This is a genomic window from Halodesulfovibrio oceani subsp. galateae, from assembly GCF_055397225.1.
Genome location: NZ_AP042453.1, coordinates 2,158,283 through 2,178,234, shown reverse-complemented (window position 1 = coordinate 2,178,234; position 19,952 = coordinate 2,158,283). Strand labels below are relative to the sequence as shown.

13 protein-coding genes are annotated in these 19,952 nt (G+C 45.2%); 9 read left to right on the top strand and 4 right to left on the bottom strand.

The features are described 5' to 3' along the window. Positions 1–102: 102 nt before the first annotated feature. The 3 genes from gap to surE form a co-directional block, all read right to left on the bottom strand. Positions 103–1,104 carry a type I glyceraldehyde-3-phosphate dehydrogenase gene (gene gap / locus ACZ5V1_RS09800; RefSeq protein WP_373794175.1) on the bottom strand — a complete coding sequence of 334 codons (1,002 nt, stop codon included), beginning with the start codon at positions 1,102–1,104 and terminating at the stop codon, positions 103–105. Between the two features lie 25 nt (positions 1,105–1,129). Next, positions 1,130–2,053, bottom strand: a complete 924-nt coding sequence (gene fba / locus ACZ5V1_RS09795) for a class II fructose-1,6-bisphosphate aldolase (protein WP_464388687.1) — start codon at positions 2,051–2,053, stop codon at positions 1,130–1,132. A 518-nt stretch (positions 2,054–2,571) separates the two neighbouring features. Then, on the bottom strand, positions 2,572–3,330 hold the full coding sequence (gene surE / locus ACZ5V1_RS09790; RefSeq protein ID WP_464388686.1) for a 5'/3'-nucleotidase SurE: 759 nt from the start codon (positions 3,328–3,330) through the stop codon (positions 2,572–2,574). Between the two features lie 352 nt (positions 3,331–3,682). Between surE and ACZ5V1_RS09785 the strand changes: the two genes are divergently transcribed. From ACZ5V1_RS09785 to ACZ5V1_RS09755, 7 genes are all read left to right on the top strand, one after another. After that, positions 3,683–4,762, top strand: coding sequence for a 3'-5' exoribonuclease YhaM family protein (locus ACZ5V1_RS09785; RefSeq protein ID WP_464388685.1), 1,080 nt, complete (start codon positions 3,683–3,685; stop codon positions 4,760–4,762). Between the two features lie 164 nt (positions 4,763–4,926). Further along, positions 4,927–5,583, top strand: coding sequence for a dTMP kinase (tmk, locus tag ACZ5V1_RS09780; RefSeq protein WP_464388684.1), 657 nt, complete (start codon positions 4,927–4,929; stop codon positions 5,581–5,583). A 56-nt stretch (positions 5,584–5,639) separates the two neighbouring features. Beyond that, complete coding sequence (locus tag ACZ5V1_RS09775; RefSeq protein WP_464388683.1) at positions 5,640–6,980, top strand: histone deacetylase family protein; 1,341 nt, start codon at positions 5,640–5,642, stop codon at positions 6,978–6,980. Beyond that, the gene (locus ACZ5V1_RS09770; RefSeq protein ID WP_464388682.1) at positions 6,970–8,331 is read left to right on the top strand and encodes a tetratricopeptide repeat protein; all 1,362 of its coding nucleotides are present in this window, start codon (positions 6,970–6,972) and stop codon (positions 8,329–8,331) included. The genes ACZ5V1_RS09775 and ACZ5V1_RS09770 overlap by 11 nt, the downstream gene beginning before the upstream one ends. Before the next feature lie 4 nt (positions 8,332–8,335). Further along, positions 8,336–8,992, top strand: coding sequence for a lactate utilization protein (locus ACZ5V1_RS09765; protein ID WP_464388681.1), 657 nt, complete (start codon positions 8,336–8,338; stop codon positions 8,990–8,992). Between the two features lie 509 nt (positions 8,993–9,501). Beyond that, a complete protein-coding gene (sucD, locus tag ACZ5V1_RS09760; protein ID WP_464388680.1) occupies positions 9,502–11,610 on the top strand; it encodes a succinate--CoA ligase subunit alpha in 2,109 nt (702 codons plus the stop codon). A gap of 79 nt (positions 11,611–11,689) precedes the next feature. Next, on the top strand, positions 11,690–12,397 hold the full coding sequence (locus tag ACZ5V1_RS09755) for a penicillin-insensitive murein endopeptidase (protein WP_464388679.1): 708 nt from the start codon (positions 11,690–11,692) through the stop codon (positions 12,395–12,397). A gap of 76 nt (positions 12,398–12,473) precedes the next feature. Here the strand turns inward: ACZ5V1_RS09755 and ACZ5V1_RS09750 are convergent, their stop codons facing one another. Then, a complete protein-coding gene (locus tag ACZ5V1_RS09750; RefSeq protein ID WP_464388678.1) occupies positions 12,474–15,677 on the bottom strand; it encodes a DEAD/DEAH box helicase in 3,204 nt (1,067 codons plus the stop codon). A gap of 206 nt (positions 15,678–15,883) precedes the next feature. Between ACZ5V1_RS09750 and ACZ5V1_RS09745 the strand changes: the two genes are divergently transcribed. Together ACZ5V1_RS09745 and ACZ5V1_RS09740 are read left to right on the top strand one after the other, a co-directional pair. Beyond that, positions 15,884–17,578: a peptide-binding protein gene (locus ACZ5V1_RS09745; RefSeq protein ID WP_464388677.1), complete on the top strand. Its 1,695-nt coding sequence runs from the start codon at positions 15,884–15,886 to the stop codon at positions 17,576–17,578. A 3-nt stretch (positions 17,579–17,581) separates the two neighbouring features. Beyond that, the gene (locus ACZ5V1_RS09740; protein WP_464388676.1) at positions 17,582–19,735 is read left to right on the top strand and encodes a RelA/SpoT family protein; all 2,154 of its coding nucleotides are present in this window, start codon (positions 17,582–17,584) and stop codon (positions 19,733–19,735) included. The last annotated feature ends 217 nt before the right edge of the window (positions 19,736–19,952 follow it).

Genomic DNA, 19,952 nt, shown 5'->3' with positions numbered 1-19,952 from the left:
GTCCCCCTTGCGGGTGCAGGGCAGAGCCCTTGCCCACCGGAGGTATAAAAAAAAGCCCGTTGCTTGAGCAACGGGCTTTTTCTTTCAAAACTCAGATGAGTTCTACAGGGAAGCGCCTACCATTCTCAGGAGACGTGCGAGCTGGTTGGTAAAGCCTGCTTCGTTGTCATACCAGACAAGAACTTTGACCATGTTACCATCCATTACGCTGGTACAGAGGCTGTCTACAACGCCGCCGTGTGTGTCGCCGATGTAATCAACGGAAACGAGCGGTTCGTCGGAGTAGCCAAGGTTAGCTTTCAAGTAGCCTTCAGCTGCTGCTTTAAGGGCTGCGTTAACCTCTTCTGCAGTGGTGTCTTTTTCGACAGTGCAGGTAAGGTCAATCAGAGAGCCGTCAGGAATTGGCACACGAATAGCCATGCCGTCGAGCTTGCCTTTAAGTTCAGGAAGTACCAAGCCAACAGCTTTTGCTGCGCCTGTAGTTGTCGGGATCATGGACATGCCAGCCGCGCGAGCGCGACGCAGGTCCTTATGTGAACCGTCAAGGATTCGCTGGCCCATGGTGTAACCATGAATGGTTGTCATGAGGCCATGTTTGATGCCGAAAGCATCATTGAGAACCTTAGCAGCCGGAGCAAGACAGTTGGTGGAGCAAGATGCGTTGGAAAGAACATGGTGCTTTTCAGCATCGTATGTATCTTCGTTAACGCCCATAACAATGGTTGCGTCCACGCCGTTGCCGGGTGCAGAAATGATAGATTTTTTAGCACCGCATGCAATATGCTCTGCAAGACCATCACGGTCTTTAATGGTACCGGTGGTTTCTACGACGATCTCAACTCCGAGATCGCCCCAAGTCCATTCGCCGCGTGCGCAACGGGTAACCAGAATCTGCTTACCGTTAACTTTAAAGCCTTCTTCGTTTGCTTCAACATCTCCTTTAAAGGTTCCGTGAACGGAATCATATTTGAAGAGATGAGCAAGAGACTCGTTGTCTGCGCGAGCGTTAATAGCCGCAATTTCAAGATCAGGATCGTCTGCGAGAAGACGAACGAGATAGCGACCAATACGACCAAAACCATTGATACCAAGCTTTACAGCCATGAAAAAGCTCCCTAGCGGTGGTGAGTTAAATCTTGTTAGAGCAGCCCAGCACGTTTTTAATCTTGTGCTGAACCATATCTTTTACAGCCTGACGAGCTGGTTTGAGGTACTGGCGTGGGTCAAAGTGGGTAGGATTCTCTGCAAAGTGCTTACGGATAACTGCTGTCATAGCAAGACGGATATCTGTGTCGATGTTGATCTTACAAACGCCGTATGTAGCAGCTTTACGCAGCAGGTCTTCAGGAACACCTTTAGCAGAGCCGATGTCTCCGCCGTACTTGTTTGCCATGTCAACAAACTCCTGAGGCACGGAAGAAGAACCGTGGAGCACAATAGGGTACTCAGGGAGCATGTTGGTGATTTTTTCAAGACGCGCAAAGTCAAGGCGAGCTTCGCCGGTGAATTTGTATGCGCCGTGACTGGTTCCGATAGCAATAGCAAGAGAGTCACAACCTGTGCGCTCTACAAATTCTACTGCCTGATCAGGATCAGTGTAAATGGATTTGTCAGACTGTACGTCATCTTCAATGCCTGCAAGACGGCCAAGTTCTGCTTCAACAACAACGCCACGATCGTGAGCGTATTCTACTACCTGTTTGGTAATAGCGATGTTTTCTTCAAAGTCGAGGTGGGAACCATCAAACATAACTGAAGAGAAGCCGCCGTCAATGCACTGCTTACAAATTTCAAAGTCCTGACCATGGTCAAGGTGCAGAGCAAGGGGATGATCAGTTTCTACAAGAGCAGCTTCGATGAGCTTCTTAATGTAGACCTGACCTGCATAGCGGCGAGCGCCTGCGGAAACCTGAAGGATAAGAGGAGCTTTTTCTTCCTGAGCTGCCTCCATGATACCCTGAATGATTTCCATGTTGTTTACGTTAAACGCACCAACTGCGTAGCCTTCCTTGTATGCACGAGCAAACATCTCGTTAGTACCGATAAGTGGCATAATGACCTCCTCAAAAAAATATTATGGTAGTCATGATATTACGGATAACAAGCCGTAATTCTATGATTACTAATAGAAAACACATAAGCTTAACTGTGCCACTTTGCTACATATAAATGTGCTCGACCATGGGCGTGTATGGATCGATCGGTAAGTTAACCGTTTACACTTCTAGCGCATCAAAGCGCCGCTATGAACTCAACAAAGAGGCAATTAATAGACTAAGCTTGAATTTGGTATATACAGTCCAACGTGTGAATAAAAATCCGTACTGACGTCAAACATGTGTACTTTACACGTGGTGCTCATAAAAGCAAAGTAAACAAACTGCAATAGCTAGCAGTACATTTATTAAAAAATATTTTGTGAACAATCGTTAAATCCACTGTTCCCAAGAGTTTGTTTTATTCAATTTTTTTTAAAGATTGTACCGCACTGCGGTAGAGAATGGCAGTGCGGTACAGGTAACGCTTTATAAAACAGAGTAATTGCTGTTGAAAATTGCTGTGCAGTCTTTTCTACTGATCAATATTGAGTACAGATAGGGCAGACATGGTATCCTCGTCCGTAAATTCAAATTTCAGCGGAGTGAGGGTCACGTATCCTTGGTTCAACAGGTCACGGTCTGTTCCCATTGCAACATTTTCCGGTGGTATTTTTCCATCCAGCCACCAGTAGCTGCCGCCACGAGGATCTGTATTGTGTACATACCAGTCTTTCCAAGTCGCACTGGTTTGCGGACATACTCGTAAACCTTTAGTCTGCTCCATTGGCATGTTCGGGAAGTTGATATTCACAACGCATCGTTTTGGTAGTGCATTCCATGGCAGGTTCTCTGCGAGCTGGACCGCAAACTCAGCTTGTTCTGACAGGTTTTCCGGTCTGAAGTTATCAAATGATACCGCCATGGAAGGATAGCCCATGCTTGCGCCTTCTGTGGCTGCGGAAACGGTGCCTGAGTACAGAATGTCTGGCCCTACGTTAGCGCCTGCGTTGATTCCGGAGATGACAAGATCAATTTTTTCATCAATAAGGCTGGTGAGCCCGAGTTTTACGCAATCCACAGGGGTACCGTAGACTCCCTTGCCGCGGAATCCGTTCTCTTTAAATTCTTTAATGCGGAGCGGCATGGAAAGAGTAACTGCGTGACCTACAGCGGACTGTTCGGTAACTGGAGCTACACAGTGGATAGTATGCCCTGCGTCCGTCAGAGCCTTGTATATGGCGCGTAAACCGGGTGCCTGAATACCGTCATCATTTGTAAGTGCAATAATCATAAGAACCTCTGGCAAGTGCTTGTATTTGTAAACATCAAATGGTTTGACAACTTCCTTAAAAAACAGGAAGCATATCTTTGTTAATGATAGAAGTTTTGTCTTTGGCGCATGTGGTTGGCGAGTGGAAAAAGCAACGTAGATATTCTACTGTTCATTTTTTGCAAACATCCACCGCACTATTTTAGTGCTTGCCAATGAATACTATTTGTCTTTTACACCACATTTCCGGCTTTGTGAAAGTCAGAAGTTAGCTGTGGTTATATGATACATTTACGAGATGTTAGCCTTTGCTGATAAGAGCTTTTTCTTCGGCTATTTTGGAACGTAATTTTTTATTTCTTCAGGGTATAAAATGGACCTCAAAAAAATTCAATTTGTTCGAGATATTTCCAATAATGATGAAGTACTGACTATTTTTGCCATTACGCAAGCTACACTTGCTCAGGCTAGGAATGGTCCTTATTGGCGACTCGAATTATCTGATAGAACCGGTTCAATCGGTGCGAAAGCTTGGAGTCCGCTTGCTCAGCAGTTTCCTGAAATAGCTGCAGGGCAGATGCTTGCTGTAAAAGGTCGTGCCAGTACGTACCGCGATATTTTAGATGTAAACATCGAGCATATGAAAATTCTTGGTTTTGATGACCTTGAAGAATTAGATATGGGCGACTTTGTAGCAGCAGCAGAACGTCACCCTGATGACATGTACGCAGAGTTGCTTGGATTATGTGCGTCTGTTTTCACGCATACCCCGTGGATGACATTTGTCGAATCTGCTCTCGCTGATGCAGAAGTATCAGCTCGGTTCAAAAGCGCGATTGGTGCAAAAAACGTTCACCATGCATACTTGGGCGGCTTACTTGAACATACCCTGTCTGTCGCACAGCTGTGTATGAAGCTTTGTGACCAGTATCCGGAGCTTGATCGTCAGGTCTTGCTTGCTGGTGCTATCTTCCACGACATTGGTAAAGCGTGGGAATTGAGTGCTGGTCTTGTAAAAGATTATACTGACGAAGGTCGCCTTATCGGGCATATCAACATCGGGTTGGAGAAAGTAGATCCGTACCTTGTTGCCTCTGGTTTGTCTGTTGAATTGCAGATGCACTTTAAGCATCTGATTCTCGGGCATCATGGTCAGAGGGAATGGGGTTCTCCAGTTCTTCCTGCTACGGCTGAAGCGCTTGTATTGCACTATGCAGATAATATAGATGCAAAGCTTGCACAGCTTCGTGGCCTGTTCAGCGATTTTGAAGATGGTGATACGGGCTGGACACCATATCAGAATACATTGGGACGTTTCATTTTTAAACCAAAGATGACACCTCCTGCCCCTCATGAAATTTTTGGAGATAACTCCACACCAATGTCTCCTGAAGGTGCTGCTTCGCCATCACCGTTTTCAGCTTCGGGATTCCCCGAAGAAGATGACTTTTAGCTTTGGGCTGACTACCAAAGCATTATCCATTAAGTAATACTAATCGCGGTCAAGGGGGCGTCCCCCTTGCGGGGTACAGGGGCAGAGCCCCGTTCGCCGAAGGCAATCGAGAAACATATATTGTTTGCAACCTGCTAAGGCTCAAACATACCGAAGGATGAGATATGTTTATTTCTTTAGAAGGAATGGAAGGTTCCGGTAAAAGTACCGTTTTAAAAAAGCTGCACGGCTGGCTTGAATCAGAAGGGTATGATGTAGTGCTTACCCGTGAGCCGGGTGGCAGTGAGCTTGGTAAAACTCTCCGTGCTTTACTGCTTGATGCAGAAAACACAGACATCACCAGCGAAGCAGAATTGTTCCTCTACCTTGCTGATAGAGCACAGCATGTTGCGCAGGTTATTAAACCGGCACTCGAAGCTGGAAAGGTTGTTCTTTGCGATAGATATGCAGATTCAACGGTTGTGTATCAGGGCTATGGTCGTGGGCTTGATCCAAACCTGCTGCACTCCTTCAACGAAGTTGCAACCACTGGCTTATGGCCGGATGTAACATTGCTTCTTGATGTAGAGCCGGAGATCGGATTGCGTCGTGCGCTTTCCCGTAATATCGAAAAAGGTCTCTCCCGTGCTGAAGGGCGTTTTGAAGCAGAAGCTATGGAATTCCACTCCCGCGTACGCGAAGGCTACCTCACTTGGGCTGCATTAAATCACAAACGCTTTGCTGTTGTTGACGCTTCTGTAACCCCTGATGGAGTATTTGAGCAGATCGTTGATCGTATGCGAACAGCTATCTCAATAATGAAAACAGAAAATGTTGGTTAATCAATAGTTGTCAAGTCATTAATATGTGACAGGCGATTGCAGGCAGAAGAGAACGTATGCTACGAGCTAAAAATTCTTTAGGGGTAATCTTTTTCCCCGCATATGACTGGGCAATAAGCGCAACTCATCCTGAGAGGGAAGAGCGCCTTTTGTACACGCAGGATCAGTTGCGTGAAGAAGGACTTTTTGATGTCGAAGGAATTTCGGAATACAAGCCGTTGGTTGCTTCGCTCGAAGATGTGGAACGTACCCATTTCTGTTTTCCGAATGTGGAAAGTGTGTGTACCAAATCGCATCTGATTTCAGCCGGTGGAGCGATTCGCGCTGCACAGCTGGTGATGGAAGGGGAAAAGGACAAGGCGTTTGCGCTGGTTCGTCCTCCCGGTCATCACGCGATGAAGTCCGTTCATGGCTCGCGCGGGTTCTGCAACATTAATATGGAAGCAGTGATGATTGAGTACATCCGCGAAACATACGGTGCACTCAAAATTGCTGTTGTTGATACAGACTGTCATCATGGTGATGGTACGCAGGATGTGTACTGGAATGATAAGAATGTACTCTTTATTTCCATGCATCAGGATGGCAGGACATTGTATCCAGGAAGTGGATTTCCTGCTGAGCGCGGCGGTGTGAATGCATATGGAAAGACATTGAATATCCCGTTGCCGCCTAATACATCTGACGAGGGTTTTCTGTACACAATAGAAAATGTTGTGCTTCCCGTGTTGGATGAATTTAAGCCGGACATCATTATTAACTCTGCGGGTCAGGATAATCATTACTCTGATCCGATCACGAATATGAATTTTTCAGCACGCGGATACGCAAGGCTGAATGAATTGCTGAATCCTCACATTGCTGTGCTGGAAGGCGGCTATTCTATTCAGGGTGCGTTGCCGTATGTGAATCTTGGAATCTGCCTTGCAATGGCAGGTATTGATTATGAGCATGTTGCTGAGCCTGACTATAATCCTCAGCGTTATGCTCAGACAGAACAGGTAACGGAGTATATTAAAAAACTCTCTAACGAGTTACTTGCAGGCTATTTTGCCTCATCTACTCCGGATATCGATGCGTTAGTGAAAAAAGAGGGCTACGAGCGCGACGGCGATTTTATCGTTCGCGCTAAAGATATTTATTATGACACTGATGGTATCAGCGAAAGTCAGATAGAATCTGTAGTGTTGTGCCCTGACTGTTCAGGAACTTTGCGCCTTGAAACATGTTCATCATTGAACCCGTTAAGCTTGGGGGTTGAGGTGCCAGTTGGCGCGTGCGATCGCTGTCTTGCTATCGGGCGACAAGTTTTGGAGCAGGCGAGGGCAAATGAAAAGTATCGATATGTGCAGAGTATTAACCGCAGGGACAAGGAGTACGTGCGGTATGGATTTTAAAAAATACTATAACGGCGTGGGAGTATTCCTCCTCGCCGTTTGCTTTTGTATAAGCATCACATCTCCTGCGTCAGCTAAAGATTTAGTGACGTGGGTAGTGCAGCAACAACTGGATAAAAACGATGCCCTTTATAAGTCTTTGCAGGATGCATATGTACAAAGAAAGTGGGGCACGGTTACAAAACGATTTGACGCATATAAAAAAGGCTTCGTTAAGCCGGAGTTGAAGAAAAGAAATCGTCTCTCTTTTTCAGCAGATAGGGATGAAAAGCGTCAAAAAAAACGTGAACAGAATCGTTACAGAGCCTTGCGTGCAAAATTGCATAAAGAATATGTACAGGCACATGGGTATGCTGCAATTGCATATGCACACCGTAAAAAATTTGTCGCAGCGCATGATGCGTTGAGACCGGTGCAAGAATATGGCGATGAACAAGCAATTATTCCTACAGCGCGCGGTATCGTAGCGTATGAAATGAAGGACTATAATGCTGCTGAACCATTATTGAAAACAGCAAATGTACTTGATTCGAATTTGATTGAACCTGTGTACTATTTGTATAAGGTAGCACTCAAGAAGGGTGAACACGGCACTGCTTATTTCTGGTTGGAAAAAGCGGCTGCCTTGGAACCTTCCCGACCCGACTTGATGATGGCGCAGGCAAGATTACTGCAAAAGCTTGGTCAGTCGTCTGCCGCAGAGCTTATGTATTCGCAGCTTATCGGAGTGGATTCAAGCAACGCAGTCGCCTATAATAATCGAGGATATTGCAGAATTGCTTTAGGTAAACTTGATGCTGCTTTTAGTGATTTTAGCAGTGCATTGGCAATTAATGATCAATACACGGAAGCATTGTTAAACCGCGCCGCTTTGTGGCGCACCACTAACAATTTACCGGCAGCGTTGAAAGATTTAACTGCAGGTCTACTAATTACGCCTAGTGATACTCGATTACTCGTTTCCCGAATGCAGGTGCTGAATGATGCTGGAAAATATGCATTGGCAAAAGTAGACATGGAACAGATTCTAGTCCTTTCAGATTCTATTTCAGCGGTAAATGAAGCAGGGTGGTTTTTAGCAACATGCCCTTCAGACCTTGTTCGTGATGGACAACGTGCCGTTGACCTTTTACTGCCAATTCTTGAGCGAAGCAAAAGACATCCGCGTGTATTAGATTCATTGGCAGCTGCGTATGCATCGTCTAATGAATTTGATAAGGCTGTAGCTACGCAACAAGAAGCACTGACTCGTGGTATTGAATATCGTTTGGCGCCTTATCAGCTGGCGAGGTATGAAAAGCGACTTGCTTTGTATACTGATGATAGACCCTTTAAAACCAGTATGGATTAATAATATGACCAACCCGATTGATACCTTTTGGACTTTACGCCTGGCAGAACTGAAAGAAGTTCTTGAAAAGAATAACTTTGAAGTGTTTATGGCAAACTCTGTCAAAGATGCCAAAAAAGTATTTGATGAAGAAATTATGTCTTCTCTCAAGGGTGTAAAAACCGTGGCTATTGGCGGTTCAGTTACGCTTGCAGATACTGGAATTCTTGACGATGTGCGTTCAAATGAAGCACTAGAATTTTTTGATCCATACGATAAGTCACTTTCCGCTGAAGAAAAATATGAACTGCGTCGCCAGTCCCTGTTGGCTGACCTTTTCCTTACCGGCACAAACGGTGTGACCGAATGCGGTAAGCTCATCAACCTTGATATGACCGGTAACCGTGTTGCCGCATTAAACTTCGGACCAAAGCATGTTGTTCTATTTATCAGTAGAAACAAGCTGGTAGAAACTGTTGATGATGCAATGTTCCGTATTAAAGATTATGTAGCACCTGTTAATACCATGCGTTTGGATATGAAAACTCCTTGTAAAAAAACAGGCCAGTGTCTGGATTGCTCCAGTCCTGAACGCATCTGTAATATCTGGACAATTACTGAAAAATGTTTCCCGCCAAAGCGCATCAAAATTGTTTTGATTAACGAAGATGCAGGTTACTAGCAGTAACCAACGGATTTGGTAGCTAACTATCAGATTGTAGACGATTCCAGTAATGCGTCTTCCCCATAGCGACGGCGCATTGCTGGTTTTCTTATATTATTTCATGTCGGCATGACCGGCATGACTTCGGATGTGCAGTTACCAACTGTACATACAGTGAGTGCCGTATGGTACTAGCCCTGCGGACATATGCCCATATACCGCGTGCTTATTAATAAGAGACGCAGTATGTGCTGGCTGAGGATGCTGGATGTTAACGCTGTTATGCAATTATGAGACTTTGGTCGGAACACGTCTTCGTAATGTTATTATGAGCATTATTGAGTAACGTGTGGGCATATGCTGCATGTTGTAGACTTAGACACTATATTGTGACTGATACAGCACGCGGTATAAGAAGCAAGCTTCTCATAGCCGACCAGTACGGAAGGCCGTACACGAACATTCTTGTCCAGCGAATGGTTCCAACACTTGATGACTGATAATTCTCATCTTACGGACGGAGCACCATGTTTCTGAACGAGCACTTGAGCAAGAAGTTGTTTGGCGAGGCTGGAATTACTACCCCAGAGGGAACTCTTTTAACACCTGATACGATAGCTGTTCCTGAGCATATGGAGCCACCGTGGTACCTTAAAGCACAGGTTCTTACAGGTGGCCGCGGAAAAGCCGGTGGGATTTTGCGGGCGGATAATTCGTCAGAATTCTATCAGAAAGCTGAAAAAATTTTCAACATGGAAATCAAAGGCAATACGGTTCCTTTCATTCGAGTGGAACAGGCAACCGATATTGCAAAAGAATGCTACCTTTCTTTTGTGCTCTCCCGTGAGCGCAAAGACCTTCTCTTCACAGTAAGCGCAGCCGGCGGGATTGAAGTAGAAAATTCTACGCAGGCAGCCAAGCCGCTTATTCAACGAGTTCATCTTCTTTCCGGTTTGAAAGATCATCATTTGCGGGCTGCATTTTTTGAACTTGGCGTGGGCAAAGAGCACTATGCCGGTTTCTGTGATCTCGTGAAAAAACTTTATGGTTCCGTAACAAAATTTGGCCTGCTCATGGCAGAAATTAATCCGCTTGTTATTACAAAGCAGGACGAGTGGATGGCTCTTGACGGTAAGGTTGAACTTGATGACAACGTGGTGGATTTGAATCCAAGCATGTTGGGTGGATACTATACCCCTGAACATCATTCCCGCGAAGAAACCATCGCCCGTGAAGCCGGACTTAGCTATGTAGAACTTAAAGGCTGGGTGGGGATTCTCGTTAACGGTGCAGGGCTTGCCATGGCGACAATGGATTTGTTGAACTTTAATGGATTGACTGCCGCAAACTTTATGGACTTAGGCGGTGCCGCAGACAGAGAACGTATTAAACGTGCTCTTGATCTTCTGTTTGGAAATGATGATGTGAAGGCGGTTTTTATTAACCTCTTCGGCGGAATTGTTTCCTGTAAAGAAGTAGGTAACGCATTGCTTGCCGTTCTTGAAGGACAGCCAGCGCCAAAGCCAATTGTTATTCGCATGGCAGGCTTTGAGTCTGAAGAAGGCCGCGCATTGATGCAGGAAGCTTCTGTAGAAAATGTATTCATTGCCAGCGAAATGAATGAAGCGTTGGACACTCTGAATAGATTAAAACCTGCTGATGCTCCGACCGTTGAATTTATCTTGGATACAGAATCGCTGCCGCCTTCAGTGCCTCCATTTACACGCACAGGTGTGGCTAATGTTTTGGGATTAAACAAAGACTCGCAAGTGCTTGTTCAAGGTATTACCGGTAAGGTTGCTCAACGTCATGTTGCCTTAATGCAGGAATATGGAACAAATATTGTTGCAGGTGTGACGCCATTTAAAGGTGGTCAGGAAGTTATGGGTGTTCCTGTGTACAACTCTGTGCACGAGGCAAAGAAACAGCACCGCATCGATGCTTCAATCATTTTTGTTCCTGCCGGATTCGCTGCTGATGCCGTTGCTGAATCAGCAACAGAAGATATACCTTGGGTTATCTGTATTACTGAAGGTATTGCGCAGGCCAGCATGCTGTCTGCATTGCAAGACCTTTCAGGTTCCAGCACACATATTATCGGACCGAACACTCCCGGTGTCATAGTTCCCGGACAATGCAAAATTGGCATTATGCCGGCAAATGTTTTCACTGCCGGAAATGTCGCTATTTTCTCCCGCTCCGGCACTCTGACCTATGAAGCTGCGGACAGACTTTCGCAAGCTGGAATCGGGCAGTCGATTTGTGTTGGCATCGGTGGTGACTCATTTATCGGAACAAGTTTTACAGATCTGTTTGAACTTGTCCGCAATGACGACAATACTCATGCAGTGCTTATTTTGGGTGAAGTGGGTGGTTCAGCAGAAGAAGAACTTGCCCGCTATGTTAGAATGACGGGCTTTGAAAAGCCGGTAGTTTCTTTCATTGCTGCACGTACAGCCCCTCCGGGGAAGCGGCTTGGGCATGCCGGTGCGATTCTTGATGAGAATTCAGGCGGTATCGAACTGAAGTTACAAGCCATGCGTGACGCAGGATTTGTTATCAGTCCAGACCTTGCTCAGCTTCCAGAGCTTGTGAAAGGTGTCTTAGAAGGTTCCGCCCATAGGTCTGCTGTTTAGCTGCTGTGTTGTAGGAATCTCTGTCTTGTATGTAAATTATGGGCAGTCGCATTTATGTGGCTGCCCTTTAGAGGTTTTAATGTTTCGCTTAAGGCTCTTTAGGGGGCTGACGTTAGTGGTTATGCTGCTGATGTCGAGTCTTCCTGCATTTTCTGCTGACGAAAGTATCTGTTTTGGTGAAACACGATCTGGTCATTTGTCAGGTGGTGTCAGGCTTCCACGTACTGGGTTGAATTTCTCTGCATATTCTAACCTTGGATGGATTGCAGGCAGAACGTACGTTCACTCAAAAGTTGCAGACGTTGTGTTGGCTAGTTACAAAGCACTGCAGCAGACAATGCCTGATGCAGTTTTTGTGTATGGTGAAACAGGGTGGAAGTCCGGTGGATCTTTTAAGCCGCATAAGACACACCAAAATGGTCTTTCTGTAGATTTTATGGTTCCTGTTCGAAATTTAAAGGGCCAATCTGTTCCGCTGCCTTGTTCTGTATTCAATAAGCTTGGCTATTCAATAGAATTTGATCGCAGAGGCCGGATGGATGATTTGCAGATTGATTTTGAGGCAATGACTGAACATATCTACTGGTTGCATAAGAAAGCAGCAGAGAGCGGTGTGAAGATATGGAGAGTTATTTTTGATCCTGCATTACAGAAACAATTAGCAGGGACAATTCGTTGGCCTCATTTGAAAAAGTATGTTCAATTTTCTACAAGACGTTCATGGGTTCGCCATGACGAGCATTATCACGTAGATTTTATCGTCAAATGTAGAGCGAACCAAAGTTAAGCGTTGGGCAGTTTTTAAAGATAAAAAAAGAGGGAACCATTTGGTTCCCTCTTTTTTTATTGCTTGTCTTGCTGAATTAAATATCGAACAGCATTTCAAGATCGTCTCGGGTGAGTGATTTCCATGCTTCCTTACCAGGAATAATAGAGTCAGCTACACCTTTTTTCATTTCCTGAAGTTTGAGAATCTTTTCTTCAACAGTATCTGAACAAATCATTTTGTATGAGAATACCTGAGACTTCTGACCAATACGGTGAGCACGGTCAGTCGCCTGATTTTCAACAGCAGGGTTCCACCACGGATCATAGTGGATAACGTAGTCAGCACTTGTCAGGTTAAGACCTGTACCGCCTGCTTTCAGAGAGATAAGGAAGATAGGAATATCCGGTGAATCGTTAAACCTGTCTACCTGATCGAAACGGTCTTTGGATGTACCGTCAAGGTACGCGTACGGAATATCTGCAATCTGTAACCATGAGCGAATAATGTGCAGCATGGATACGAACTGTGAGAATACCAGTACTTTGTGCCCTTCAGAAACAATGTCAGTAATCATGTCCTTGAATGCTTCAAACTTACCGGAAGGCAGGTTTGTCGTAAATCCAGGCATGTTGAGATTGAGAAGGCGCGGGTGACAACAAATCTGACGGAGCTTGAGAAGTGCATCCAGAATAGACATCTGGCTGCGTGCCATGCCTCGTTCGTCCACGTCAGACATAACCTGTTCTTTAAGCTTGGAAGCTAAGGCATGGTAAAGCTCTGCCTGCTCTTCAGCAAGTGCACAGTACTGAACGTTTTCGATTTTCGGCGGCAAATCTTTTGCCACTTCTGCCTTTGTACGGCGTAAAATAAATGGTTTTACGCGAGTACGCAGTTGCTCGATTGTTTCTACGTCACCATCTTTAATAGGCTTCACAATACCACGTTGGAACGCGTGCTGTGAACCAAGGAAGCCCGGCATTAGGAATTCGAAGAGAGACCACAGTTCGAACAGGTTGTTCTCAATCGGGGTACCGGAGAGACAAAGTCTCTGCTGGGCACTGATTTTTCGAACAGAGCGGGCTGTGATGGTGTTCGGGTTCTTAATGTTCTGTGCTTCGTCAAGGATGATAGAGTTAAACTCATACTTTTGTAACTCTTCAAGGTCACGACGAAGCAGGGCGTATGTTGTTACAACTAAGTTAGAATTGTTGATCTGTTTAAACATGTTTTCACGACGGGTTCCGTAAATAATAAGACGCTTGAGTTCTGGTACGAACTTAGCGGCCTCACGGTCCCAGTTGGGGAGAACAGAGGTTGGAACAACAATAAGGTTAGGGCCGTTGTCTCCACGCTCTACCATGTGCTGAATAAAGGACAGAGTCTGGATTGTTTTACCAAGACCCATTTCGTCGGCAAGGATGCCACCGAAACCATATTCACGCAGGAAGTTGAGATAGCTGAGACCCTGCTGCTGGTATCCGCGAAGTGTGGCCTGTAGGCCCGCTGGCGGATTGATAGTGGTAACTTCTTTGAAGGTATGGATTTTTTCGCGCAGCGTATCCCAGAATCCATCAGTTTCCACTTCAGGAAGGTCATCAAGCAAGTTGTCCAATACCGGCGCTTCGTATTGTTCAAAACGTTGCTGTGGTGGCTTTTCAGGGTCAAGGCCCATAGCGCGCAGCTTGTGCGCAACTTTTTCAAGCCAAGACTCTGGCAGGCTAGTGTATGAACCGTCTTTCAACTGAACATAGCGTTTGCCCTGAGACCATGCCTTCCAAATAAGATCGATCGGAACCTTCTGGCCATCGTAATCAACTTCAATATCAAGAGAGAACCATTTTTCGTCCTCATTGGATTCCACGGTGGCATTAATAACCGGAGTGGCAAGGCGAACCTTGTACTTGGAGAGCGCTTTTTCACCGAATACTCGGTATTGCTCAATAAGTTTAGGGTACGCATCCAACAGGAAGGTAATAGCTTCCTCAGGTTCGAGGAACCAGATACGGTTGTTACGAGGCTGGAAGTTCATTTCCAACAATTTTTCAGCAAGAAATGCCTCTTCACCCTGCATGCGGCGAATGAGGTATGTGGTGCCTTCGAATCCATAACTACCTGTCATAAATTCAGGGTTAGGGCCCGGAAGCAAGAATTCTCCGTGAATTGTCTCGTAAAAGTTCTGAATTTCCAGAGTGAGCAGTGAACCTTCTTCATCAAGGAAAAGTTTCGGGTTGTACGTGCCAGGAACAAAAATAGGTTCCATGTGCTCCAGAAACTTCTCAGGTTCATGTAAGTCGGACGTCGGGAACTGTGTCCAGACTCTGTCGAGAAATTCAGGGATATCATCACGGCTGACATGTGGAGGATGCTGCACAAGATCCTGAACAAGCATAGCGTCCAGTGTAGTGTGAACAGGGTGGAACCCTTTTTTCCAGCAAACCCATAACGGCATCTGGCCGTGGAATGATACGTCCTCTTCAGTAATTGATAAAGGTTGCTTACCGCTTCCTTCAATCATTACCGCAAAGGTGAGACCAGCTTCCTCAAGATCAGGCTTGAGCTTAAGCTGCATGGTTGTAGTTTCAATACGGCACGGCTTATCTGTGTCCTGCCAGAACAAGTAGTACTCATTCTTAACAGTCCAGAGAAACCACGTGAGAAGACCATCGGGGATTTCTACACGATGTCCGAAATAGTCGTTGTACTTACCGACTTGCTCCAACAGCTCTGCAAGACCCGGTGTCTGTTCATGCCAGTCCGGATGGTCGAGGAGTTGCTGGATTGTAATTTCGTTATGCACTGTGGACAAACCAGATTTGTTCTGTCTCGCACGGAAGAACGAAACCTGTAATCTGCCCGGTTCTGGGTGAAAACGGTAAAGAAGGTAGTGTCTGCCGGCCTCTGGTTCGAGTTCGGTAGAGAAGTAGGATCTGAAGTTCTGTCTCCAGTCTGAGCGTGGCTTCGCAGGAGCAGCCTCGGTAGTAGCCCCCTCTTCAAGAGAAGGGATGAACTTGAGAGCAGCGGCACCTACGTGACGACACGCACCAGAAAACGCCTCAGGACAGTTACAGATGAAGTTTGTGGAGTTCTCGTGGAAATCCAGCGAAATTTTCGGAGAATAAATCTGAAAATCTTCACCTTGAACTGTACCGGAGATGTCCCAGAATCCGTCCCCTTTTTTAACACTAATCTTCTGAACTCCGCCGGAGTCGAGAAGGTATTGGGAACCTTCGATAATATATTCTGGAATGGTACTCGATACCAATTCATGAAGCAGTTTTTTTGCGGAAGCCTCATCCATCTAAAAAAGCTCCTTGTGGAGTATGTAACGCCTAAAGAGGCGTCCCGCTATGTTACCCTATAGCAAAGGGGCATAAGGTTGTTCAAAATTCAATCAGTTTTCAATAAGGTAGAAGTTTGTTAGCGTTACCTCTACCGTCTTAAATATTTTTTTCTGTATCTACTCAGGATACTCTATCTGATGATTTTGGCAATAGTGAGGATGCTATGCATTGCAGTTTGCAAAATAGAGTGCTTTTGGGAGCACTGTTATGTGTTCTATTTTTAACAGGTTGCAGCTCTCCTGCTGAAAAAAAGCAATCTGCATCCAACTCTGCGGCTTCTGCTAACAAGCAATCCGCAAGAGCCGTTGGAGACAATACAACAAATATTCAGAAACCGGAATACGGTGGACGCATTATTTTAGGCTCAATTGGCGATATAGCAAATATGATTCCTATGCTGAGCTCTGATGCTGGGTCTCACGAGGTTGCATCAAATATTTATGTGTCCCCTCTAAAGTACGATAAAGACTTAAAAATTGTTCCATACGCAGCAGAATCATTTGAAGTTTTAGATGAAGGAAAGAAAATACGCATTACGATGCGTAAAGATGTTGTATGGGAAGATGGAGTACCCCTTACTGCGGAAGATGTAGAATTTACATACAAATTGTATATCGATCCCAATACACCTACAGCGTATGCACAAGATTACCTTTTAGTAAAAAAGTTTACTTTGATAGATAAGTATACCTTTGAAGCAACATACGAAAAACCTCTTGCCCGTATATTATTGAGTTGGATGTTGGACATAATGCCTAAACATCTGCTGGAAGGTAAAGATATTTCCAACTCTCCACTTTCTGAAAAGCCCATTGGTGCAGGCCCGTTTAAATTTAAACAATGGGATAGAGGCCAGAAGGTTGTTCTAGAAGCAAGCGACACGTACTTTCTTGGAAGACCATACCTAGATGAAATGGTGTACCGCGTTATTCCAGACACAACGACGATGTTTCTGGAATTAAAGGCAGGGCATCTGGATATGATGTCACTTACACCGCAGCAGTATTTATATCAGACCGACAGTAAATATTTTGAAGAGAATTTTACAAAGTACAGATATCTATCCTTTGGCTATTCCTTTTTAGGGTTCAATTTTAGGAACCCGATTTTCAAAGATGCAGCTGTTCGAAGAGCAATTTCTTACGCAATCGATAAAGAAGGACTGGTTAAAGGGGTTTTATTCGGACAGGGCAAGCCAACCATCGGGCCATACAAGCCGGGCACTTGGGTGTACAATAAAGAGATCGAAGATTACGGCTATGATCCGAATAAGGCAATGGAATTATTAGAAAAAGCTGGATGGGTTAAAAATGCGGATGGCATGCTTGAAAAGGATGGCATACCGTTCATGTTCACAATTCTCACCAACCAGGGGAACGAAGCACGAATAAAAACTGCCACGATCATTCAAAGTCAGTTGAAAGATATTGGTATTCAGGTCACTATTAGAACTGTTGAATGGGCAGCATTCATCAAAGAATTTTTGAATAAGGGACGCTTTGACGCACTTATTTTGGGGTGGAACATCCTTCAGGATCCGGATATTTCTACAGTTTGGCACTCTTCACGGGCTGAAGACGGTGGCTTGAACTTTATTAAGTATATCAATCCGGAACTTGATAAATGGCTTGATATCGGTCGGAATACTCTCGATATGAAGGTACGTAAGGAAGCGTATGATCATGTGCAGGAAATTTTGCACACGGATCAGCCATATTGCTTCTTATTCGTTTCATATGCATTACCGATCGTACACAAGCGATTTAAAGGAATTGAGCCTGCACCGGCAGGCATTACGCATAATTTAGACCGATGGTGGGTTCCTAAAAGCCAGAGGCGTTACGAGGTTGCAAACTAATCCATGATCAGGATTCAGGAAATATTAGATAAAGTAACAGAGTTGCGTCCCGATGCGGATGTAGCTCTGATTCAGAAAGCGTATGTGTTTTCTGCTGCTGCGCATGCTGGCCAGACTCGCCTTTCCGGTGAGCCTTACCTGTCGCATCCGCTCTCTGTCGCCTATGAGCTTGCCTGTATGCGTATGGATGATGTTTCCATTGCTGCGGGATTATTGCACGACACGGTAGAGGATACATCTGCTACTATTGAAGTCATTGATGCTCAGTTTGGGGAAGAAGTAGCGGATGTTGTCGATGGTGTAACAAAAATTAGTTTGATGACATTTGCAAGCAAGGAAGCAGCTCAGGCGGAAAATATCCGTAAAATGATCCTTGCTATGGCGGAAGATATCCGTGTTCTTATTGTTAAGCTCGCGGACAGAGTGCACAACATGCGCACTCTCGACTTCCAGAAGACTCATAAGCAAAAACTTATTTCGCAAGAGACTATGGATATTTATGTCCCTCTTGCTAACCGCCTTGGCTTGCACCGTATTAAACTGGAACTTGAAGACTTAAGTTTCCGTTACCTGCGTCCGGAAGTGTTTAGCTCCATTACTGAATGGTTGGATGCAAACAGAACTTCAGGGCAGGAATACATCCAGAGCGTGATTCAGTTACTCTCATCAATGATGGGTGAAAACACCATTAAAGCTGAGATTAAAGGGCGTATCAAGTACCGCTATTCAATCTATCGCAAGATGGAACAGCAGAACCTGACGCTCGATCAGGTTCATGACATCATTGCGTTTCGTGTCGTCGTTAAAGATGTGCGCGATTGTTATGCTGTACTTGGTCTTGTTCACGCAATGTGGAAGCCGGTTCATGGTAGATTTAAAGATTACATCTCCATGCCTAAGGCGAACATGTACCAGAGTCTCCATACTACTGTTGTGGGGCCGGAAGGTGAGCGCATCGAAATTCAGATTCGTACTGATGAAATGGATCAGTTGGCTGAATTCGGCGTTGCTTCACACTGGCTGTATAAAGAGGGTGGCGGCGGACGTCTGAAAGCCCGTGACGTGCAGCAGTTTACATGGCTGCGCGAACTGCTCGACTGGCAGAAAATGGAAACGGATTCCAAAGAGTTTATGCGCTCTTTGAAGTTCGACCTGTTTAAAGACGAAGTGTACGTATTTACCCCTGGTGGTGATGTAAAAGAATTACCGGAAGAGGCGAGCCCGATTGACTTTGCGTACATGATTCACACACATGTTGGTGATAAATGTTCCGGTGCAAAAGTAAACGGCAAGCTTGTTCCACTTTCTACTCCATTGAAAAATGGTGATACCGTAGAAATTATTACAGACCAGCACAGACATCCTAGTCGTGATTGGCTGCGTTTTGTAAAGACTGCAAAAGCACGTACCCGTATCAACCACTTTATCCGTACGGAAGAACGTGCCCGTTCCATCAGCCTTGGTAAGGAGATGTTGGAAAAATTGGGACGCCGCATGGATATTAACGTCCAGAAGGCTCTCAAAGAGGGAGCGTTTGAAGCGGTAGCAGATGAATTCAATCTGAAGGAAGTGGATGAACTGCTTTCACAGGTTGGGTATGCACGCCTGACTCCTCGCAAGATTCTTCAGCGTCTTCAGCCGAAAGAAGTGCCGGAAGTTGAAGAAGTAGAAGTAGAGGCGGCTCCTGATGAACGGATTGAGCAGACTCTTGCAAATAGTGTGGGTATTAAGGGTGTTGATGATGTGCTGGTTCGCTTCGCGCGTTGTTGTACTCCTGTACCGGGCGAAGCTATCATCGGGTTCATTAGTCGTGGACGCGGTGTAACTGTTCATACGTCAGACTGTCCTAATGTTCAGAACCTTGAAGCTGAGCGTCTTATCTCCGTGTTCTGGGATGGAACAGAGGATAAACCGTATCCTGCTCGTATCAAAATGATCGCCAAGAACATTATGGGGATGATGGCAAAGGTTAGTGACCTGCTTATGCAGGAAAAAGTTAACCTTGATGCAGGCGTGTTCCATTCAATGGTGGATGGAATGTCCGAAATGGAGTTTACTGTAGAGGTGCGAGACATTGCACATCTATACAGAACTATTGATAAACTCCGTGCACTAGAAGGAATGGTAGAAGTATCTAGACTTTCCTCTTCAGATTAATTTGTTTTTGCCGATAAGAATTGTAGCCGCGGTCTGTTTGTGACTACAGTTGTTACTCTGCAATACAAGTAGTTTTACATAGAATGTAAAAGCCGCGATGCCAAAACATGGTTTCGCGGCTTTTTTTGTTCTTACTTTAGCTTTTGTTGCTGTTGTAGGCAGCGGAATGGTTTATGAGAGTCAGTACTTTGTATTATGTGAGCCATGCTCGCGAAGT